Source organism: Bradyrhizobium sp. LLZ17, assembly GCF_041200145.1.
Classification (GTDB): domain Bacteria; phylum Pseudomonadota; class Alphaproteobacteria; order Rhizobiales; family Xanthobacteraceae; genus Bradyrhizobium.
In genome coordinates, this window is sequence record NZ_CP165734.1 from 1432697 (window position 1) to 1452911 (window position 20215).

General features: G+C 63.5%; 24 protein-coding genes, 1 tRNA gene and 1 pseudogene. 10 read left to right on the forward strand and 16 right to left on the reverse strand.

Annotated elements, in window-relative coordinates; translation table 11 throughout:
• Window positions 1–37: 37 nt before the first annotated feature.
• Window positions 38–385, forward strand: a complete 348-nt coding sequence (locus tag AB8Z38_RS07115; RefSeq protein WP_369723785.1) for a DUF6481 family protein — start codon at window positions 38–40, stop codon at window positions 383–385.
• 233 nt (window positions 386–618) lie between these two features.
• On the opposite strand, the gene AB8Z38_RS07120 is transcribed toward AB8Z38_RS07115, so the two are convergent.
• The gene (locus tag AB8Z38_RS07120) at window positions 619–858 is read right to left on the reverse strand and encodes a pentapeptide MXKDX repeat protein (protein ID WP_369723787.1); all 240 of its coding nucleotides are present in this window, start codon (window positions 856–858) and stop codon (window positions 619–621) included.
• 329 nt (window positions 859–1187) lie between these two features.
• On the opposite strand from AB8Z38_RS07120, the gene dctP reads away from it, so the two are divergent.
• The 3 genes from dctP to AB8Z38_RS07135 are packed head-to-tail and all read left to right on the forward strand — an operon-like array spanning window position 1188 to window position 4116.
• Window positions 1188–2210, forward strand: coding sequence for a TRAP transporter substrate-binding protein DctP (gene dctP, locus AB8Z38_RS07125; RefSeq protein WP_369723789.1), 1023 nt, complete (start codon window positions 1188–1190; stop codon window positions 2208–2210).
• Window positions 2207–2761, forward strand: a complete 555-nt coding sequence (locus AB8Z38_RS07130) for a TRAP transporter small permease (RefSeq protein WP_369723791.1) — start codon at window positions 2207–2209, stop codon at window positions 2759–2761. The genes dctP and AB8Z38_RS07130 overlap by 4 nt, the downstream gene beginning before the upstream one ends.
• Window positions 2758–4116, forward strand: a complete 1359-nt coding sequence (locus tag AB8Z38_RS07135; protein ID WP_369723794.1) for a TRAP transporter large permease — start codon at window positions 2758–2760, stop codon at window positions 4114–4116. Before AB8Z38_RS07130 ends, AB8Z38_RS07135 begins: the two co-directional genes overlap by 4 nt.
• Window positions 4117–4272: 156 nt before the next feature.
• Here the strand turns inward: AB8Z38_RS07135 and AB8Z38_RS07140 are convergent, their stop codons facing one another.
• The 5 genes and pseudogenes from AB8Z38_RS07140 to AB8Z38_RS07160 all read right to left on the reverse strand — a co-directional run bounded on the left by AB8Z38_RS07140 (window position 4273) and on the right by AB8Z38_RS07160 (window position 10069).
• Complete coding sequence (locus AB8Z38_RS07140; RefSeq protein ID WP_369723796.1) at window positions 4273–5184, reverse strand: hydroxymethylglutaryl-CoA lyase; 912 nt, start codon at window positions 5182–5184, stop codon at window positions 4273–4275.
• A 1-nt stretch (window position 5185) separates the two neighbouring features.
• Entirely contained in the window at window positions 5186–6859 is a 1674-nt protein-coding gene (locus AB8Z38_RS07145; protein ID WP_369726762.1) for a biotin/lipoyl-containing protein, read from the reverse strand.
• 54 nt (window positions 6860–6913) lie between these two features.
• Window positions 6914–7254, reverse strand: a pseudogene (locus tag AB8Z38_RS07150) (biotin carboxylase N-terminal domain-containing protein); the annotation flags it as partial.
• A complete protein-coding gene (locus AB8Z38_RS07155; RefSeq protein ID WP_369723797.1) occupies window positions 7211–8815 on the reverse strand; it encodes a carboxyl transferase domain-containing protein in 1605 nt (534 codons plus the stop codon). The pseudogene AB8Z38_RS07150 and the gene AB8Z38_RS07155, both read right to left, overlap by 44 nt.
• 81 nt (window positions 8816–8896) lie before the next feature.
• Window positions 8897–10069, reverse strand: coding sequence for an isovaleryl-CoA dehydrogenase (locus tag AB8Z38_RS07160; RefSeq protein ID WP_369723799.1), 1173 nt, complete (start codon window positions 10067–10069; stop codon window positions 8897–8899).
• A 125-nt stretch (window positions 10070–10194) separates the two neighbouring features.
• On the opposite strand from AB8Z38_RS07160, the gene AB8Z38_RS07165 reads away from it, so the two are divergent.
• Window positions 10195–11223: an AraC family transcriptional regulator gene (locus tag AB8Z38_RS07165; RefSeq protein WP_369723800.1), complete on the forward strand. Its 1029-nt coding sequence runs from the start codon at window positions 10195–10197 to the stop codon at window positions 11221–11223.
• A 45-nt stretch (window positions 11224–11268) separates the two neighbouring features.
• Here AB8Z38_RS07165 and AB8Z38_RS07170 read toward each other — a convergent pair whose 3' ends face one another.
• Window positions 11269–11760, reverse strand: a complete 492-nt coding sequence (locus AB8Z38_RS07170) for an Lrp/AsnC family transcriptional regulator (protein WP_369723802.1) — start codon at window positions 11758–11760, stop codon at window positions 11269–11271.
• 283 nt (window positions 11761–12043) lie between these two features.
• Window positions 12044–12349 carry an ETC complex I subunit gene (locus AB8Z38_RS07175; RefSeq protein WP_369723804.1) on the reverse strand — a complete coding sequence of 102 codons (306 nt, stop codon included), beginning with the start codon at window positions 12347–12349 and terminating at the stop codon, window positions 12044–12046.
• A 256-nt stretch (window positions 12350–12605) separates the two neighbouring features.
• Here AB8Z38_RS07175 and AB8Z38_RS07180 point away from each other — a divergent pair, with 256 nt between their 5' ends.
• Window positions 12606–13781: an OpgC domain-containing protein gene (locus tag AB8Z38_RS07180; RefSeq protein WP_369723806.1), complete on the forward strand. Its 1176-nt coding sequence runs from the start codon at window positions 12606–12608 to the stop codon at window positions 13779–13781.
• A gap of 37 nt (window positions 13782–13818) precedes the next feature.
• On the opposite strand, the gene AB8Z38_RS07185 is transcribed toward AB8Z38_RS07180, so the two are convergent.
• From AB8Z38_RS07185 to AB8Z38_RS07210, 6 genes are all read right to left on the reverse strand, one after another.
• Entirely contained in the window at window positions 13819–14010 is a 192-nt protein-coding gene (locus tag AB8Z38_RS07185) for a hypothetical protein (RefSeq protein WP_369723808.1), read from the reverse strand.
• A gap of 277 nt (window positions 14011–14287) precedes the next feature.
• Window positions 14288–14632 carry a hypothetical protein gene (locus AB8Z38_RS07190; RefSeq protein WP_369723810.1) on the reverse strand — a complete coding sequence of 115 codons (345 nt, stop codon included), beginning with the start codon at window positions 14630–14632 and terminating at the stop codon, window positions 14288–14290.
• Window positions 14633–14703: 71 nt separating this feature from the next.
• A tRNA-Pro gene (locus AB8Z38_RS07195) sits at window positions 14704–14781 on the reverse strand.
• 95 nt (window positions 14782–14876) lie between these two features.
• The gene (locus tag AB8Z38_RS07200) at window positions 14877–15362 is read right to left on the reverse strand and encodes a DUF192 domain-containing protein (RefSeq protein WP_369723812.1); all 486 of its coding nucleotides are present in this window, start codon (window positions 15360–15362) and stop codon (window positions 14877–14879) included.
• A 138-nt stretch (window positions 15363–15500) separates the two neighbouring features.
• Window positions 15501–16133 (reverse strand): cold-shock protein, encoded by a 633-nt coding sequence (locus tag AB8Z38_RS07205; RefSeq protein ID WP_045007223.1) that lies wholly within the window; start codon window positions 16131–16133, stop codon window positions 15501–15503.
• 212 nt (window positions 16134–16345) lie between these two features.
• Window positions 16346–17107 (reverse strand): NAD-dependent protein deacetylase, encoded by a 762-nt coding sequence (locus tag AB8Z38_RS07210; RefSeq protein WP_369723814.1) that lies wholly within the window; start codon window positions 17105–17107, stop codon window positions 16346–16348.
• A 278-nt stretch (window positions 17108–17385) separates the two neighbouring features.
• On the opposite strand from AB8Z38_RS07210, the gene AB8Z38_RS07215 reads away from it, so the two are divergent.
• Window positions 17386–17550, forward strand: coding sequence for a hypothetical protein (locus tag AB8Z38_RS07215; RefSeq protein WP_369723816.1), 165 nt, complete (start codon window positions 17386–17388; stop codon window positions 17548–17550).
• 82 nt (window positions 17551–17632) lie between these two features.
• Here AB8Z38_RS07215 and AB8Z38_RS07220 read toward each other — a convergent pair whose 3' ends face one another.
• Entirely contained in the window at window positions 17633–17926 is a 294-nt protein-coding gene (locus AB8Z38_RS07220; protein ID WP_369726763.1) for a hypothetical protein, read from the reverse strand.
• 247 nt (window positions 17927–18173) lie between these two features.
• Between AB8Z38_RS07220 and AB8Z38_RS07225 the strand changes: the two genes are divergently transcribed.
• Together AB8Z38_RS07225 and AB8Z38_RS07230 are read left to right on the forward strand one after the other, a co-directional pair.
• The gene (locus AB8Z38_RS07225; protein ID WP_369723818.1) at window positions 18174–18473 is read left to right on the forward strand and encodes a hypothetical protein; all 300 of its coding nucleotides are present in this window, start codon (window positions 18174–18176) and stop codon (window positions 18471–18473) included.
• Window positions 18474–18632 (forward strand): hypothetical protein, encoded by a 159-nt coding sequence (locus tag AB8Z38_RS07230; protein ID WP_369723820.1) that lies wholly within the window; start codon window positions 18474–18476, stop codon window positions 18630–18632.
• A 10-nt stretch (window positions 18633–18642) separates the two neighbouring features.
• On the opposite strand, the gene AB8Z38_RS07235 is transcribed toward AB8Z38_RS07230, so the two are convergent.
• Complete coding sequence (locus tag AB8Z38_RS07235) at window positions 18643–18840, reverse strand: hypothetical protein (protein WP_369723822.1); 198 nt, start codon at window positions 18838–18840, stop codon at window positions 18643–18645.
• 536 nt (window positions 18841–19376) lie between these two features.
• On the opposite strand from AB8Z38_RS07235, the gene AB8Z38_RS07240 reads away from it, so the two are divergent.
• A complete protein-coding gene (locus AB8Z38_RS07240) occupies window positions 19377–19883 on the forward strand; it encodes a hypothetical protein (RefSeq protein ID WP_369726814.1) in 507 nt (168 codons plus the stop codon).
• Window positions 19884–20215 lie beyond the last annotated feature (332 nt).

Here is a 20215-nt window from a genome sequence, read left to right on the forward strand (position 1 = left end):
GATGTAGGATTGAAAGCGAGGAAGGCAAGGCCGTTCGATGAGTGGATTTAGGGAACCAGGTTTTTCTGACCGGCAGAAGGCGGCGCAGGAAGCGCGCAAGAACCTTTTGAACAAATTCAAGTCGCAGCCAGGGCCGGATGACCCGAGCGTCGCGGCGAAGCGTGCCGAACGCGAGGCTCTCGCGGCCAAGCGGGCCGAGACGAAGGCTGCGCGCGAGCTGGAAAAGGCCGAGCAGAAGCGTCGCGACGAAGAGGCCGCGGCCCTCGAAGCCGCGCGGATAGCTCGTGAAGCGGAAGAAGCGGCCGCAAAGGCCGCCGAAGCCGAGGCCGACCAAAAGGCCAAGCGCGACGCCCGCTACGCCGCCCGCAAGGCCAAGCGCAAGTAGACTTGAAAAGTAGACTTGAAGAGTAAACTTCAAAGGTAACGTTCAATTGAAAATGAACTGAGGCACGCCTCGGTTCACATCTCACAACGGGACCGTCTTGTCGCAACGGGCGGTCTTGTCGAACGGGACGGTCTTGCCGGCCCGACAGCGCGGCGCGACGACGGGCGAACAAACGGACCATCGCGAAACGCCGGGCTCGCCTCGTCGAGGCGCCCCGGCATAACGGCGTGAGATCAGTTCTTCTTCATCATCCCGTCGTCCTTCTTCATCCCGTCCTTCGACATGGTATCCTTCTTCATGCCGTCCTTGGACATCGTGTCCTTCTTCATGCCGTCCTTGGACATCGTGTCCTTCTTCATCATGCCGTCGTCCTTGCCCATTTTGTCCTGAGCAAAGGCGGCCGGCGAAAGCGCGAGGCCAAGCGAGAGAGCGGCAGCCGAGACGCCGAGCACGATGCGGGTGCGAATGGTCATGATTCATCTTCCTTCGGAATGGTGTTGCCAGCGACGGATGCCGCTACACAATCTCGACGGATCGGTACCCTCGGTTGTTACGCCACCTCGCGAAGTTTTTTTCGCAAACCGTCCGCCGCTTGCCCGATCCTCCCCTGACAGACATCGTTAACGATTAGAAACGGATGAGGCCGGCGAGTGCAGCGCAGCAAGGCCAACGCTTGCCGCGGCATTCCATCTCGAACTATCAGATGAGAGAACTCGGGGTCGAAGACCGGCTAGGATGGGCGCCCATGCTGGTCTCATGACCCCAAATCACGTCAAACAAGAACCGTCCGAGGGGATGCTCCATGTTCACCCGCCGTCATTTGATCGCGACTGCCGTCGCGGCACCCGCCATTCTCCGCTTCGGCATTGGCACCGCGCACGCCGCGACCACGCTGAAGATCTCGCACCAATTCCCGGGCGGCACCATCGACAAGGGTGATTTCCGCGACCGGCTCTGCCGCATGTTCGCGGCTGAAGTTGCCAAGCGCAGCAACGGCGACATCGCTGCCGAGATCTATCCGAACTCCTCGCTGATCAAGACCAACGCGCAGTTCTCCGCGATGCGCAAGGGCGCGCTCGACATCAGCCTCTACCCGATGCCCTACGCCGGCGGCGAATTGCCGGAGACCAATATCGGCCTGATGCCCGGTCTCGTCACCACCTACGACCAGGGCATGCGCTGGAAGAAGCAGCCGGTCGGCAAGGCGCTCTCCGACTTTCTTGCCGACAAGGGCATCATCCTGCTCTCCTGGGTGTGGCAGGCCGGCGGCGTCGCCAGCCGCTCCAGGCCCATCGTCGCGCCGGAAGACGCCAAGGGTATGAAGGTGCGCGGCGGCTCGCGCGAGATGGACATGGTGCTGCAGACGGCGGGCGCCTCGGTGCTGTCGGTGCCGTCGAACGAAATCTATGCGGCGATGCAGACCGGCGCCTGCGATGCCGGCATCACCTCCTCCACCAGCCTGATCTCGTTCCGCCTTGAGGAAGTCGCGAAGTCGCTGACCTCGGGTGCGGGCGCCTCCTACTGGTTCATGCTCGAGCCGCTGATGATGTCGAAGGCGATCTTCGACAAGCTGCCGAAGAACCAGCAGGACATCCTGGTCGCTGTTGGCGAGGAGCTCGAGGCGTTCGGCCGCAAGGGCGCGCAGGACGACGATGTCGAGGTCGCCAAGGTCTATGAGAAGGCCGGCGCCAAGGTCACCGCGCTCGACGCTGCAACCGTCGGCAAGTGGCGCGACATCGCCCGCGATACCGCGTGGAAGGATTACGGCGCCAAGACCGCGACTGCGGCGAACCTGCTCAAGCTCGCTTCCGACGTCGCAGCATGATCCACGGTCCGCTTCCGGATCGTGACGACCCGGCGAACGCTGCCGCAAGCACAGGCCTTGCGGCGGCGCTCGATCGCGGCCTCGCCGTCCTCAACCGCATCATCGTGGTGTTCGCAGCGGTCGCGCTGGTCGCGGCCTGCGCCATCCTGAGCTACAGCGTGCTCAGCCGCGCGCTGTTCCATGCCGCCAATTACTGGCAGGACGAGGCCGCCGTGTTCCTGCTGGTCGGCGCCACCTTCATGTCCGCGGCCTATGTGCAGCAGAACCGCGGTCACATCGGCATCGAGGCCTTCGTCGGCCTGCTGTCGCCGCTGGCGAACAGGATCCGCCTCTGGTTCGTCGACGCGGTGACGCTGCTGTTCTGCGCGTTCTTCGCCTGGAAGTCCTGGACGCTGGCGCATGAGGCTTACGTCGACGGCCAGGTCTCGAACTCGATGTGGTCTCCGCCGCTCGCCATTCCCTATTCGCTGATGGCGTTCGGCATGAGCCTGCTCTGCGTGCAGGTTCTGGTGCAGCTTGCGCTACCGTTTGCGGGAGCCAGGCGGCCATGAGCGTCTTCGCTATCGGCCTCGCCTACGGCTTTGCGACACTGGTCGCCATGTTCTCGGGCATGCCGATCGCTTTCGCGCTCGGCGCCGTTGCGGTGGTGTTCATGGGCATCTACATGCCCGCAGCTTCGCTGGATACGGTGACGCAGAACGTCTACGAGGAAATGGCTTCGATCACGCTATTGTCGATCCCGCTCTTCATCCTCAAGGGCGCGGCGATCGGCAAGTCGCGCGCCGGCCAGGATCTCTATTCGGCGCTGCATGCCTGGCTGCATCGCGTGCCCGGCGGCTTGGGCGTCGCCAACGTATTCGCCTGTGCGCTGTTCGCGGCAATGGCGGGCTCCTCGCCCGCAACCTGCTCGGCGATCGGCTCGGCAGGGATCCCCGAGATGCGCAAGCGCGGCTATTCCGGCGGTTTTGCCGCCGGCATCATCGCCGCCGGCGGCACGCTCGGCATCCTGCTGCCGCCCTCGATCACCATGATCCTGTTCGCGGTCGCCGCGGAAAAATCGCTTGGCCGCTTGTTTCTCGCTGGCATCGGACCCGGGCTGCTGCTGGTGACGCTGTTCGGCGGCTATGCCGTAATCCGCTTCCGCCAGGAATATGCCGCGGCCGAAGCGGCCTACAAGAAAGGCGGGCCCGAGGCAGCGATCCTGGCGCGCGACGAATATACCCTGGCGGAGCGCTTCAGCGTGCTGCCGCGCGTGCTTCCCTTCGTGTTGCTGCTGACCGGTGTGATGGCCGCGCTCTATGGCGGCTATGCCACGCCGTCGGAGACCGCCGGCCTCGGCGGGCTGCTGGCGCTGGCGCTGATCGCGATGATCTACGGCGTGTGGCGACCGAGCGACCTTGCGCCGATCATGAAATCGACGATCCGGGAATCCACCATGCTGATGATGATCATCGGCATGTCGCTGCTTTATTCCTACGTGATGAGCTATCTGCACATCTCGCAATCGGCCGCCGAATCCGTCGTCGCAATGCATTTGCCGCGCTGGGGCCTGTTGTTCGCGGTGCTCGTCATGGTGGTCGTGCTCGGCTTCTTCCTTCCGCCGGTCTCGATCATCCTGATGACGGCACCGATCATCCTGCCGCCGCTGCGCGCCGCGAATTTCGACATCATCTGGTTCGGCGTGGTCATGACCATCGTGATGGAGATGGGCCTGATCCACCCGCCGGTCGGCCTCAACATCTTCGTCATCCGCAACGTCGCGCCCGATATTCCCCTGAGCGAGGTGATCTGGGGCACGCTACCGTTCGTGTTGCTGATGATGGCGGCCGTGCTGCTGCTTTGCTTCGTGCCGGGAATCTCGACCGCGCTGCCGGATCTGGTGATGGGCGCGGACGGGAGCAGGTAGACGCTCTCTCCGTCGTTGTTGCGAGGGCCGCTGCCGTAGGGTGGGCAAAGCGAAGCGTGCCCACCGCAAAACTAGCGATCGCGGAGCGATGGTGGGCACGGCGCAAGCGCGCCTTTGCCCACCCTACGAATTCCCTGCGCTCGCAATGACGGCGGACTAGGAAACGGCTCGCTTCTTCTTCGCGTTCAGCGCCGAGGCCACGCGGCTCACAGGCGGCTTGCCCAGCAAGCCGCTCATATCATTGGTCGCCGCCAGCAGCTTGTCCATATCGACGCCGGTCCCGATCCCCATGCCATCGAGCATGTAGACGACGTCTTCGGTCGCAACGTTGCCGGTCGCGCCCGGCGCGTAGGGGCAACCGCCGAGCCCGCCTGCGGCAGCGTCGATGACGCAGACCCCCTCCTCCAGGCCCGCGTAGAGATTGGCGAGCGCCTGGCCGTAGGTGTCGTGGAAATGCATCGCAAGCCTGGCCGCCGGAACGTTGGCAGCGACCGCGCGCAGCATGTCCCTCGCCTTCGTCGGGGTGCCGACACCGATGGTGTCGCCGAGCGAAATCTCGTAGCAGCCGAGCTCCCACAGCGTCCTGGCGAGATCGGCCACCGCTTTCGGCTTGATCTCGCCGTCGAACGGACAGCCCAGCACGCAGGAGATATAGCCGCGCACCTTGACGCCGTCGGCCTTGGCACGTGCCATCACCGCCTTGAACCGCTCGATGGACTCCGCGACCGTGCAGTTGATGTTGGCGCGCGAAAAACCCTCCGAGGCCGCCGCGAACACGGAAACGACTTGCGCTCCGGCGGCACGCGCGGCGTCATAGCCCCTCTCGTTCGGCACAAGCACGTGGAATTCGGCGCCCTTGATGCGGGCAACGCCGCGCAGCACGGCATCCGAGCCTGCCATCTGCGGGATCGCCTTGGGCGAGACGAAGGCGCCGACCTCCACGGTGGTGAGGCCGGCCGCAACGAGCGACTCGACAAAGGCGATGCGGGACTCGACGCTGACGGGCGTCTTCTCGTTCTGGAGGCCGTCGCGCGGCCCCATTTCGATGATGCGGACCTGGTCGCCCATCTCACTCTCCCGCCGGCTCGACCACAGCGAGTTCGACGCCCTCCTGGACGATGTCGCCGACCTTGCACTTGATCGACTTCAGCACGCCGGCATAAGGCGCCCGCAGCGTCTGCTCCATCTTCATCACTTCCAGCGTCAGGATCGGCGCACCCTTTTCGAGCGTTGCGCCCTCCTCGGCCAGCACGGCGACGACCGTGCCCGGCAGTGGCGCCGCGATCTTGTCGGCGCCGGCCTGCTCCTCGGTCTCGCCGCCGAACGGGTCGACCCAATGCAGGTCGAAGCGGCCGTTGCGGGTGCGCAAGTAAAGCTCGTGCCCGTCGATGACGGCGGCGACCTGTGACTTCACGCCGTCGAGCGTCAAATCGAAGCCGCCGTCCCGCGGTGCAATCGCGAACGCCAGTTCGCGCTCGCCGATCACGAGCGTCGATGGTCCGCTGCCATAGTTCAAGGTGACCTTCAGCTCAGGCCCATGACTATGACTAACACCATGTCCGACGCGGAACGCAAAACTGCGCCGACGGCGGCCAACCGGCATCCAGCCAAAGGTCTGCCAGGGCGAACCGGCGTCCGCCTGCGCCGCCGTGCGCTCGTCGTTGATCACAGCGGCCACGGCCGCACAGAGCTCGAGTTCACCCGGCGCCGGCGCCGCCGAGGTCAATGCCGTCAGCTCGCGCTCGATGAAACCGGTGTCGATCGCATTCGCCCGCACTTTCGGATGCGTGATCAGCGCCGACAAGAACGGGATGTTGGTGACGACGCCGCGGACGTCGCAATCCTCAAGGCCGCGGTTCAGCCGCTCGATCGCGACATCCCGGGTCGGCGCCCACGCGATCATCTTGGCGAGCATCGCGTCGTAGTAGGGCGAGACAGTGTCTCCCTCGCGATAGCCGGCGTCGATGCGCAAGCCACCGCCTTCCGCCGGCAGGCGCCAGGTCGAGATCCTTCCGACCGACGGCATGAAATTCCTGGTCGGGTTCTCGGCGTAGACGCGCGCCTCGACGGCGTGGCCGTTGAGGCGGATCTCGTCCTGCTTCAGCGGCAGCGCCTCGCCGAAGGCGACACGCAGCTGCCATTCGACCAAATCGATGCCCGTGATCAGCTCGGTCACGGGATGCTCGACCTGAAGGCGGGTGTTCATCTCGATGAAGAACACGTCCTTGCCGTCAGAGACGAACTCGATGGTGCCGGCCCCGACATAGTTCACCGCGCCCGCCGCCTTTCGCGCCGCCGCGCAGACGGTCTCGCGCTGTGCCGGGTTGAGCGTCGGTGATGGCGCCTCTTCGATCACCTTCTGGTGCCGGCGCTGCAATGTGCATTCGCGCTCGAACAGCGACAGCAGATTGCCATGGCTGTCGCCGATTACCTGCACTTCGATGTGGCGGGGATTGTCGACATATTTCTCGATCAGCATGCGGTCGTCGCCGAACGCGGCCTTGGCCTCGCGCTTGGCGCTGACGATCGCGGGTGCAAGCTCATCGGCCGACCGCACGATCCGCATGCCGCGGCCGCCACCGCCGGCGGACGCCTTCACCAGCACGGGGAAGCCGACCTTCTCGGCCGCCTTCGCCAGTGTCGCCTCGTCCTGGGCCTCGCCGTGATAGCCGGGTACCAGCGGCACGCCGGCCTTCTCCATCAGCGCCTTGGAGCCGGATTTCGAGCCCATCGCCGTCATCATCGCGGCGGTCGGGCCGACAAAGACCAGGCCGGCATCGAAACACGCCTGGGCAAATTCGGCATTTTCGGACAGAAAGCCGTAGCCGGGATGCACAGCTTCCGCGCCCGTCTTGCGTGCCGCTTCGATCAGCCTATCGACATTGAGATAGCTGTCGCGCGCCCGGGCCGGCCCGAGCAGCACGGATTCGTCGGCGAGCGCGACATGCATCGCGTCGCGGTCGGCCTCGAATACACGGCGACCGTGCGCAGGCCCATGGCGCGCGCGGTGCGGATGACGCGGCATGCGATCTCGCCGCGGTTGGCGATCAAGAGTGTGCGAAATCGCCGGTAGAGCTTTGAGCGGTCCATCGCATCACATCCTGAACAGGCCGAATTTCGTCGGTTCGATCGGCGCATTCGACGCCGCCGAGAGGCCAAGGCCGAGCACGAGCCGGGTGTCGGCCGGGTCGATCACGCCGTCATCCCACAGTCTCGCGGTCGCGTAATACGGGTGTCCCTGGCTTTCATACTGCGCGCGGATGGGCGCACGAAACTTGTCTTCCTCTTCCCTGGACCAGCTATCACCCTTGGCCTCGATATTGTCGCGCCGGACCTGGCTCAGCACCATGGAGGCCTGTTCGCCGCCCATCACCGAGATGCGCGCGTTCGGCCACATCCAGAGGAAGCGCGGACTGTAGGCGCGCCCGCACATGCCGTAATTTCCGGCGCCATAGGAGCCGCCGATCACCACGGTGAATTTCGGCACCGAGGCGGTCGCAACCGCCGTGACGAGCTTGGCGCCGTCACGCGCGATGCCGCCGGCTTCGTATTTCTTGCCAACCATGAAGCCGGTGATGTTCTGCAAGAACACCAGCGGAATGCCGCGCTGACAGCACAGCTCGATGAAATGCGCCCCCTTCAGCGAGCTTTCGCTGAACAGGATGCCGTTGTTGGCGATGATGCCAACCGGAAAACCCCAGATATGGGCGAAGCCGCAGACCAGCGTCGTGCCATAGAGTTTCTTGAACTCGTCGAACTCGGAGCCGTCGACCACGCGTGCGATGATGTCGCGCACGTCGAACGGCTTTCTTCCGTCGACGGGCACCACGCCGTAAATCTCCTCCGCCGCGAACAGCGGATCGCGCGGCGGATGCATGTTGAGATTCGGCCGCATCGATGGCTTCAGCGTACCGACAATGCGCCGGGCGATGCCGATCGCGTGCGCGTCGTTCTGGGCGTAGTGGTCGGTCACGCCCGACTGGCGCGAATGTACGTCGGCGCCGCCGAGCTCTTCGGCGGTCACCACCTCGCCGGTGGCGGCCTTCACCAGCGGCGGGCCGCCGAGGAAGATGGTGCCCTGGTTGCGCACGATGATGCTCTCGTCCGACATCGCCGGCACATAAGCGCCACCGGCGGTGCAGGAGCCCATCACGATCGCGATCTGCGGGATGCCCTGCGACGACATCTGAGCCTGATTGTAGAAGATGCGGCCAAAGTGCCGCTCGTCCGGAAAGATCTCGTCCTGGAGCGGCAGGAAGGCGCCGCCGGAATCGACCATGTAGACGCAAGGCAAGTTGTTCTGCCGCGCCACGTCCTGCGCACGCAGATGCTTCTTCACGGTCATCGGGTAGTAGGTGCCGCCCTTGATGGTGGCGTCGTTGGCGACAACAACGCATTCGCGCCCCGCGATGCGCCCAACCCCGGTGACGACGCTGGCCGAATGCACGTCGCCGCCATACAGGCCATGGGCTGCCAGCGGCGACAGCTCCAGGAACGACGTTCCGGGATCGACCAGCAAATCGACGCGCTCTCGCGCCAGCATCTTGCCGCGCGCGGTGTGGCGGTTGCGCGCCACCTCGCCGCCGCCGCCGGCGACCTGGCTGAGCTTTTCACGCAGATCCGCGACGAGCCCGCGCATGGCCTCGGAATTGCGCGCAAAGTCCGATGACGACGTATCGATGCTGGAATGGAGCGGCATTGAGGTCCCGCGTTTCTGGTGATCTGGTGAGGGGCCGCGACAGGTTTGACTCTTTCGCGGCAATTCCAATTCCGTGAACGCTTAGGCCGTTTCCGCCATCAGCTCGCGGCCGATCAGCATGCGGCGCACTTCCGAGGTGCCGGCGCCGATCTCGTACAGCTTTGCATCGCGCCACAGACGCCCCACCGGAAACTCGCTGGTATAACCGACACCCCCGAGCGCCTGGATCGCCTCGCCCGCCATCCACGTCGCCTTCTCCGCCGAATAGAGGATCGCAGCCGCAGCATCCTTGCGCAAGCTGCGCGCGTGGTCGGCGCGGTCGCAGGCGCGGCCGACCGCGTAGACATAGGCGCGTGTGGCCTGCCAGGTCGAATACATGTCGGCGAGCTTGCCCTGCATCAGCTGGAAGTCGCCGATCGGCTGGCCGAACTGCTTGCGCTCGTGCATGTAGGGCACCACCGCGTCCATGCACGCGGCCATGATTCCAAGCGGGCCGCCGGAGAGCACCGCACGCTCATAGTCGAGGCCGGACATCAGCACCTTGACGCCCTCACCGACGCCGGCGAGCACGTTTTCTTCCGGCACTTCACAGTCGTCGAAGAACAGCGGATAGGTGTTGGAGCCACGCATGCCGAGCTTGTCGAGATGCTGGCCGTGGGTGAAGCCCTTAAAACCCTTCTCGATGAGGAAGGCGGTCATGCCGCGCGGGCCCGCCTCCGGATCGGTCTTGGCGTAGACCACGAGCACGTCGGCATCGCCGCCATTGGTGATCCACATTTTCGAACCATTGAGCACATAGCGGTCGCCGCGCTTGTCGGCGCGCAGCTTCATCGAGACGACGTCGGACCCCGCGCCGGGCTCGGACATCGCGAGCGCGCCGACATAGTCGCCGGAGATCAGCTTTGGCAGATAGCGCTGCCGCTGCGCGTCGTTGCCGTTGCGGCGTATCTGGTTGACGCAGAGGTTGGAATGGGCGCCGTAGGACAGCCCGACCGCAGCCGAGCCCCGCGAAATCTCTTCCATGGCGACGACGTGGGCCAGATAGCCCATGTTGGAGCCGCCATATTGCTCCGGCGCGGTCATGCCGAGCAGGCCGAGGTCGCCAAGGCGCTTCCAGAGGTCGGCCGGGAACAGATTGGCTTTCTCGATCTCGGCAGCGCGCGGGGCGATCTCCGCCTCGACGAAGGCGCGCACGGTGTCGCGCAGCATGCTGATGTCTTCGCCCAGATCGAAATCGATGCTCGGGATGTTCAAGGCGAATCCTCCGAATTTCTTGCGAATTTCTTGTCCGCCCGAACCTAGCGCCGGCCGGGCACCGTGGCGGTCGAAAAGGTTGCATTTTCCGCCAACTTTGGCGAGGATTTTCCAAAGGACGTCACATGACCTTTCAAGCCGCAACCGCAACGCCGCGACGCGCCATGACCCCCGCCGCCTTCGTCCGCGGCGTGGTCGCAGCCTATGCCCGCTACGGGCGGGATCCGGCCGAGGCGCTGGCCAAGGGGCAGGTCTTGCCTGATCTGGTCAAGTCCGGCGGGGGGCGGGTAACCGCGGCGCAATTCGAGGCGTTGGCCGGCCATGCCATGCGCGAGCTCGATGACGAGGCGCTCGGCTGGTTCTCGCGCAGGCTGCCCTGGGGCACCTATGGCATGCTGTGCCGTGCCTCGATCACCGCCCCCAATCTCGAGGTCGCGCTGAAACGCTGGTGCCGGCATCACCGCCTGCTGACCGAGGACGTGCTGTTCGAGCTTGCGATCGGCAAAGACACCGCGACCATTTCCATTCGCGAGGTCCGCGATCTCGGACCGTTCCGCGAGTTCTGCCTGGTCACACTGCTCCGCTATGTCCTCGGCTTCTCCTGCTGGGCGATCGATTCCGCGGTCGCACTGCGCGCGGCGGAATTCCCCTACTCCGAGCCCGAGCACGTCTCGGTCTATCCCACCATCTTTTGCAGGAACACTCGCTTCGACGCGGATGGCGCCTGCATCGTCTTTGACAAGCACTATCTCTCGCTGCCGCTCACGCGCAGTGCCGCCGACCTCGACAACATGCTCAAGGGCGCGCTGCGCTTGACCGTGCTGCCCTATCGCCGCGATCGCCTGCTGGTGGAGCGTGTCCGGCGCGTGCTGCGCGAGGCGCGCGGACGCATTCTGGGCGCGGAGGATGTCGCCAGCGAGCTCGCGCTCTCCACCCGCACCATGCACCGCCGCCTGCGCGAAGAGGCGACGTCGTTGCGCGATCTCAAGGAAGAGGCAAAACTCGAGCTCGCCAAGCAGGAGCTGATGCGCGGCCGCACCCCGATCAAGCGGATCGCGGAGATCGCCGGCTTCCGCAACGAAAAGAGCTTTTCCCGTGCCTTCCGCAGCTGGACCGGCACCTCGCCGCGGGAATTTCGCGGGCGGTATCGCTGAAGGAGCCGGGACATCCTGCATCCGCGGAAGCGGAGCAGTCGGTCGCTACCCGGCCGACGCCGTCGCGACCTCCTGCAGCGGCAGCGGTACATCCTTGGCCACGCCCAGCACAGGAAAGCTGCGGACGTTCCTCACATTCGGCATCGCGGCGAAGTGCAGGAGCTGCTGGCGCATGCTCTCCACGCTCGGCGCCACGCATTTCAGGAGGTAGTCGGTATCGCCCGAAATTCGCCAGCACTGCTGGATGCGCGGGATCGCGGCGATGGAGCTCTCGAAGGTCTCCAGCACCGGCTGGGCCTGGCTGCCGAGCTGGATCGAGACGAACGACACCACCTCGTAGCCGAGCAGCCGTTCGTCGATGACCGCACGGACCGCCCGGATCACGCCGCGGCTGAACAGGGATTTCAACCGCCGTAGACAGTTCGGCGCGGACACGCCGACGCGCAACGCCAGCTCGTTGTTGCGGACCCGCCCGTCCTGCTGGAGCTCGGACAATATCTTCAGATCGACGCCGTCGAGCTGGTCACGCCCGGCCATACCCCACCTCGTCATGATCCCGTCATGCGGGCCAGCGAAGCACGTGGGGAAATGGGTGCCAAGGGGCAGAAGCTGGGGCAGCGGCTGATCAGCGGGTCGCGACACTATCGCCGACGAGCGGAGTGCCTCACCATCGTCATGGCTGGGCTTGTCCCGCCTGCGCGGCCGAAGCCGCTTCGGCGAGGCGAAGGCCCGGCCATCCACGTTCTTTCGTGCGTCCAAACGTGGCTGCCCGGGACAAGCCCGGGCATGACGAGAAACTTAGGTTATCAGTCGGGCAACCTCAATGCGTCCAGGGCTCGCCGCGCCGGAACGAAAAATTATCGGCGTAGGCGACCGGCCGGCGCACCGATTCCTTGGGCTCGATCACCTGGTAGGCGACGCCCTTGCGCTCGCAATAGGCGATTGCCTCGTCCTTGCTGTGGAAGTGCAGCGTGATCTGCTGCTTCATGTCGCCGGACGATGTCCAGCCCATCAGCGGCTCGACGGCGCGCGGCTGCTCAGGCTCGTAATCGAGCTGCCATTCCTTGGTCTTGGACCGACCGGATTGCATTGCGTTCTTGGCGGGCTTGAAAATGCGTGCGGTCATTTGGCTGTCCGGCCCTCTTCGTCTTTCCGTTCGATTTTAATGCGTCACGGTAGCAGTTGGTGGAAACCACGGGCATAGTATAGAGACACCTTTTGGGAACTGATCGGTGATTCCGGCCCCGGGCGATCTCACCGATGGGTATAGTCATTATGCTGCACCGTGACAATTCCGTACCCGCCTTCCGCGCCGGGGTCCCGCCCGGCGGCACTGCCTCGCCGACACCAGCGCATCTGTCCCCTTCGAAAGCTCCCGTCGCATGGCCTTCCTGAACATCAGCGCAACCCTTCCCGAGAAAGGCCGCGACCTCAGGCTCGACCTGTTTCGTGGCATCGCGAACTGGGCGATTTTTCTCGACCATATCCCCGACAACATCGTGAACTGGATCACGACCCGCAATTACGGCTTTTCCGACGCCGCTGACCTCTTCGTCTTCATCTCCGGCTACACCGCCTCCTTCGTCTACGCGCGGATGATGCTGGAGCGTGGTTTCCTGGTCGGCGCCACCCGTCTCACCAAGCGGGTTTGGCAGCTCTACGTCGCCCACATCATCCTGTTCGTGATCTACATCGCCTCGATCAGCTATCTGGCGCTGCGCTTCGGCGATTCCGAGATGATCAACGAGTTCAACGTCGCCGGCCTCGTCGACAACGCCACCGAGACGCTGCGGCAGGGCCTGTTCCTGCGCTTCAAGCCGCTCAATCTCGACGTGCTGCCGCTCTACATCGTGCTGATGGGTCTGTTTCCGCCGGTGCTGTGGTTCATGCTGCGCAAGCCGGACCTGACCATGGCGCTGTCTATCGTCCTGTGGCTCTCGGCGCGGCACTTCGGCTGGAATCTGAACGCCTATCCGGCCGGCCAGTGGTACTTCAACCCGTATTGCTGGCAGGTGCTGTTCGTGTTCGGCGCCTGGTGCGCCATGGGCGGCGCGCGGCGCTCGATGACGCTGATCAACTCGCCGATCACGTTGTGGGTCTGTCTCGCCTATCTCGCTTTCGCGCTGGTGATGACCATGGCCGGTCGCTTCCCGGGCCTCGCCGCCATGATGCCCGAATGGCTGTTCTCGGCGTTCAATCCGAACGACAAGACCAATCTTGCGCCCTACCGCTTCATCCATTTCGTCGTGATCGTGATCATGGTGATCCGCTTCGTGCCGAAGGAGTGGCCGGGCCTGGAATGGAAGATCTTTGATCCCGTGATCGTCTGCGGCCAGCAGTCGCTCGCCGTCTTCTGCGTCGGCGTGTTCCTGTCCTTTGTCGGCCATTTCGAGCTGTCGATGAGCTCGGGATCGCTGTTCGCGCAGCTGTTCGTCTCGATCGCCGGCATCGCGATCATGACGACGGTGGCCTACTACATTTCCTGGTCGAAGCGGCAGGACAAGCCGTTAAAGCCGCCACCGGCCAAGCCGGCGGCAACGACGGCCAAAGCCGCTTAGGAGCAGGCCGCCTGAGCGAGGTGGCAGCGGATGAAGCTCACGCCGCCGCTTCGTCGTACTCGGTGAACTTCCTGTAGATCCAGTCACGGCCGTCGTGGCGGCGCCAGACCTTGCCGTAGACGAGCTGCCCGTTGATCGAGCGGCGCGGCACGATCACGGTCCAGAGGTGCCAGATTTCGGTCCAGTTCGAGCGCGGACGGAGAGTTCTGGTGCTGCTATCGAAAACCATGACCAGCAACTCGCGCGAAACGAAACGCCGCGACGAATGTGATCTCGTGTGGGCTGACTGATGGCCCATCGTCGCAAGCCGGACTGGCTTGATAACAGCCGCCATGGCGGCGGCAACGACGTCTCGCGCTTAACCTAACCGATCAACCTTACCTGGCGCAGAGTCTGGTTGAAACGCTGGCCTGTTTGATCCTAGGATATGTGCGCAATTTGAGAATGAGCGCGCCGTTTACGAACAAGGCGCGGTGATTTCGAACTCAGACTGATTTTTGAAAAACTTACTGCACGGGCTGGATGATCATGAATTTGCAATGTGCATATCTGCGCCTGGCGCTGGTTTCGCCGCCGCCATGGCCCGTCACCAAACCGGCCACGGACAAATTGCCGAAAGCCGCCAATGACGATTGTCGGGTTTGGCCGCTGATCCCATTCCCCGCCGGTTGGTACGCCTTGAACTGAGCGGGAAAAAGCGCAACGCCGCACAAGCGGAATATCATCGCTTGGCGGCGTCCGTTTAGGTATTGGGCGCTGAAATCCCCAACATCCATATGTCGTTGGCGACGCCCAAAGGTTCGATGAACTTTGGTCATTCCGCGCCGGATAACCTGTTTTAATTCCAGCAAGAATCACGCAGAGATTGGATCCCGCGAGGAACAAGCGCTGAGCGTTTATTGGCGTCCGAACCGTGGGGGACTGGTCGGGGCAGCTGGATCTCGAACCAACGACCTGCAGTACCCAAAACTGCCGCGCTACCAGGCTGCGCTATACCCCGAATGTCCGGTGAGCCCCGTCGATACACGCTTCCCAAGCCGCCAGCAAGCTTTCGAAGCGGCCAGCAAGGCGCCAAATCGCCCCGTGGTGTGGGCTCTATTTGCTGCCGAACAGCGGGTGGCCGACGCGGTCGCCGGGGCGGATGCCGTATTTCTGCGCCGTGCCCGCCGGCACCTCCAGAACGGCCCGGGCAGGGCCCTGGGACGAGATGATTTTGGTCGACAGCGGCTCGGTATTCTCCGCGATGCGCAGGATGCGGCCGTCGGCGCGGATGAAGATCATATCGAGCGAGACGTAAGTGTTCTTCATCCACATCGAGATCTGCTGCTCGGGATTGAAGTCGAACAGCATGCCTTTGCCGTCGGCCAATTCCTTGCGGTACATCAGCCCGGTCTGCTTCTCCTCGTCCGTCGTCGCCATCTCCACCGAGAACGCCTGCACGCCGTTCTTGGTGACGATCTCAAGCGGCTGGAAGCTGGCGGCGCGGACGGGCGAACTAGCGACAGCAAGGCCGGCGACGACGAGGATGGCGGCAAGCCAGCCCCGGGCAAGGGACCAGACAGTCGTTCGATCAGAATTCATGAGATGGCATTCTTGGCGCAAGAGCCTGGGACTGGCGAGGGACTGGTCCATCCTTACGCGGCGATGGCTGGAAAATCCAGAACAGGCGCTCCGCCCCGGCCACCCGCCTCCGCTCACGATTGCGGGAGCAAACAGCCGTCAGTGCGACTGCAATCCCGGCGATCCCGTCTCGGGATGGATCTCGGCCGCCATCATGCCCTTCGAGCCGGGCCCGAAGCGGACCAGCACATACTGGCCGGGCCGCAACTCGGTCATGCCGAACCGGCGCAGCGTCTCCATGTGCACGAAGATGTCGGGAGTGCCCTCGCCGCAGGTCAGGAAGCCGAAACCGCGAAGCCGGTTGAACCACTTGACCTGGGCGCGCTCGAGCCCGCTGGTCGCGGTGACCGTGACGTGGGTGCGCGGCGGCAGCATCTGCGCGGGATGGATCGCGGTCGATTCGTCCATCGAGACCACGCGAAAGGCCTGGTAGCCCTTGGCGCGCTGGATGCATTCGACGACGATGCGGGCGCCCTCATAGGCGGTCTGGAAACCATCGCGCCTAAGCACGGTAACGTGCAGGAGCACGTCGGGCCAGCCATTGTCGGGAACGATGAAGCCGTAGCCCTTTGAAGCGTCGAACCATTTGATGACGCCGTGGACCTCGACGAGGTTGGCGCTGGCCTCACCTAATCCGGTGAAGGGACTGAGCGCGCTATCGCGACCGCCGCCATGTTCGCCGGCTGCGGGAACTCCCAGCTTCTTGGACTCAAATCCGTCCGACGACCCCATAACCCCGGACCCCACACATGCCATGCGACCCGCCTCAATTGGCGGCGCCGAATCACGCGTCTTTCGAGAACCTTCAGAGAATCTTCTCAACTCGACGCGACGCGAATCTTTCGAATCAAAAGATAACACTCCCGGTTAGGAGGCATAGACAAAAAAGAGATTCGCCGGAACCTATGAACAGCTTGCACAGCCGCGAATCAAAAGACGACCGCTCAATTGCCGACGAACGGCCCGAGCGTTTCGCCGATGTCGTGATGGATCACCAGGTCGGCGATGGCGTCCTGCTCGGTCGGCTCGCGATTGATGATCACCAAACGTGCACCGGCGTTCTTCGCCATCATCGGAAAGCCCGCCGCCGGCCACACCACGAGCGAGGAACCGATCGCGATGAAGAGGTCGCAGGCTTGCGACAGCTCGGTGGCGCGTTGCATTTCGTCTTCGGGCATCGCCTGACCGAATGAGATCGTTGCGGTTTTCACCGGCGCATCGCATGCGGCGCAGTTCGGCGCGGCGCCGTTTTCGTCGAAACGGCGCTTCACCCAGTCGAGCTGATAGGCCTGCCCACATCCGATGCAGCGCGCATAAGTGGTATTTCCGTGGAGTTCAATCACGCGGTCGGGCGCGAAGCCCGAGGCCTGGTGCAGATTGTCGATGTTCTGGGTGATGACCGCGGGAACCTTGCCGGCGCGGTACAGCGCCGCGAGCGCGCGATGACCGCGGCCGGGCTTCGCCGCCGCGAAGGTGTCCTGCATCGCAAAGCGCCGGCGCCAGGATTCGTCCCGCGCGTCCTGGCTCGCGGCGAATTCATCGAACGGGATCGGACGGTTGCGAGTCCACAGGCCGCCGGGCGAGCGGAAGTCCGGGATACCGCATTCGGTCGAGATGCCGGCGCCGGTGAAGGGAACGATAGTCTTCGCCTCGGCGATCATATCGCCGAGCCGTTCAACGCCGCTGCGAAGATCTGAAGCAATCAACGCGGCCTCCGATTTGTTTTTGCGCTAGCTGCCACGCGCCCAAGCGGCAAGATTGTTGACGCTCTTATCCACCGTTGCGCAAGCCGCGATCGGCAATTCTTTCCGGTCCCTGTTTATCACATTCCTGCAATGCCTCCTCCCCATTGACGCCCCAATCAGAACCGCCAATGCATGTGTTGAATCGACTCAACCGATGCGGCGGCGCTGCTTGAGTTTAGGAGTGAACAGAGTCGAACTGTGAACAGAGTTCAGAGTTCAAGTGTGAACAGGGGATGGACATGACCGAAGACGAAGAACGCAGAGCACGCGAACGAGACGAAATCGCCGCACGTGTTGCCGCCTTCCGCGCGACGCAAGAAAAGTTCAAGCGCGAGCGTGACGAATATTTCGTGTCGACGCTCGAGAACGCCCGCAAGGTGGAACGGCCCTCGCTCTGGCCGTAACGATATCGCAACCAGAGATGCGCGCATGAAAAAAGCCCGGAGCAACGCTCCGGGCTTTTCGCTTGTCATTCCGGGCCGGCGATTACCAGTGATGACGGTAATAGTGGTGCCGGTAATAGCGCGGGCCGCCGTAATAGGCGTAGGGGCCAGGACCATAAGCATAGGCCGGTTCGTCATAGTAACCGTAGCCGGGACCATAGCCGTAGCCATACGGACCGGAGGCGGCGATCGCGCCCGCGGTGAGCGCGCCGGCGGCCAGACCGAAGGCCAGACCCGGGCCGATGCCACGGCCCCGGGCTTCGGCGGGTGCCGGAGCCGCAACCGCGGTCACGCCGACGGCTGCAACGGTCGCAAGAACTGCAAGTGTCTTCCTCATCATTTATTTTCTCCTCAAGTCCGAGGATACAACGAGGACGGCCTGCGATGGTTGCGTGCGGCCGCGGAACCCGCACCGCCAAAATGTTTGGGCCGGGCCCGGAACCAAATCGCGGCCCGTGGATTGAACCTGCAAGTGCAAGAGCCTCCGCTATCCGGTTGAGGCGACAGCACGAAGACCCCGTCAGTATCCTCCGCGGTGCTGGCGGGGTTTTCTGTTCCAGGGGAAAAAATGGCAGCAGATATAAATGGCTGCCAACGGCGACGACCCGTGGGAGGAAAGATTGCCGCTATCCGCCTTGCTGGCCCGCATCCGCAGGCTCGTTCCCCGGACCAAGGAGCAGCACTACGACGAGATCGTCCGCAACTTCAGCGTCGGCGCCCTGCGTCCGCCCTCGACGCCAATGAGTGACGGCGAGCTCGCCCGCGCCATTGCGGAGTTCCTCAAGGCAAGGCCGTCGACGGAGACGGTTGCGAAGCTGGGCCGGCGGCTCGACCCCCTCCTCCCCGCTCTGAGCGGCGTTTCTGAGCGGTGCGGGAACGGGTGAATGGCCTGGGTGTTGATCTCGCCTCCGCATATCAAGAGGCTCACCATGCCCGTGTGGCTCGAGATCCTGCTCAATCTGTCCGGCTATGCCGGCTTCGTGGCGCTCGCAACGCACGGCACCTCATGCCGGCACATCGAGGCCGACGATCAGACCCTCTAGCGACGCGCGCTCAATTCGCGTGCGCAGCCTCTCCCGCGGTGCGCATCAGCCGGTCGGCCTTGACTGCAACGCGCGTATCGTCGACCTGCGGACGCAGCGAAAAGCTGATCACGACGAAAGCGAGACAGAACAGCGTGCCGACGACGGCAACGCGGCGATAGGTTTGGCGGTCGCCTTGGTAAAATGACGGTTCGAAAAAAGGGATCATTGGCAAATCGGTTTTCTTGTTGTGCTTGCCAGACACCTATCCCAACGGCGCGCAACTGCAACGCGATTGGGCTTTTAACCTAACCGAATAGGGTTATCGCGATCCCGACAGGTTTTCGTTAAAGCCTGATCCGGGCAAGCGCGAAGCGGTTTGCGGCATGATGCGGGTGAGCGAGACCGCAACGAGATGGTCCTTGGCCGTGCGTTCACTGCCTTTGTTCCGCCTTCAACTCTCTTTCGTTCCCAAAGAACGAATCGGAATCGACGAAATCGGTGCGGAGCAAGTCCTAACAATCGGTTTGCACTGTGCGGGCGCAGCATGCGAGCGCAGCTTCGATCAGATCGAAATCGAAGAGCTTGATAGTGGAGCTTGGCGTGAAGCTCGCCTGCAGCCATCCTTCGAGACGCCCGCCTCTGGCGGGCCCTCAGGATGAGGTCGCGCTTTGCGGCGAGATACCCCTCATCGAAACGTCAGACCCTCATCGGCACACATCAGACCTCATGGTGAGGAGCCCGCTCAAGCGGGCGTCTCGAACCATGCAGGCCGAGCATGTCCGGCAAGTCGTGCCTCGACATCAACAGGCGCAACTTGTTCTGCTTCCGACTCCATTTCGTTCTCAAAGAACAGATCGGAATCGCGAAAATCAGCACGAACCGATTCTAATAACGCATGAAGCCATCATGCATGAAGGCGCGCAGCGCTACTTCCCCGGCGGCAGGAATTTCGACACCACCGCAAACACGATGATGATCTCGCGGCATGACTCGCACCGGAAGATGTTCGGTGGATTTGCGATCATCGGCTTGCAGCATTGCGGACAGGGTCATGCAGATCGAATGCAGCCGGCGAACGTTCGTTCCTACGCCGGCGTCACCGACATTCGCGCCAGCGACGACAGACCGTCATTGCCGGCGCGCGTTGGCCCGATGCGCGCCGATGATGCGCCTCAAGCCGCGCGCTTCGCCTTATCCTTCTCAGCAAAGCATTCGAGGATCTGGATCCGGAGTTCTTCTGCGACCGGCCCCTCGACCTTCCGCAGTTGATTCCAGAGCCTGATCACTTCACGCTGTTTCTCGATGGTCATGAGTCACCTCCAAGGTGACGTCACTAGAACAAAGTGAGAACAAAAAGTCCAGCCCTTTCCACCGGAATTCCTGTAGATGCCGGCGTTGCGTTCTGGATTTTCAACTTTAAGTTAGGGGCGTAGCCAGCGGCCAGGCGCTGAAATCCCATTGCCGTCGGCTAGAGAGCCCCGTGCGCAAGCGCGGGGTTTTTCTTTGAGCGTTGGGCTGGAGCCTTGTCGAGTTCGCGCGGCAACGCCGGAACGAATTCCCCATCCCGCACATTAGCAAACCGAATGCGATGGTGCTGTCGG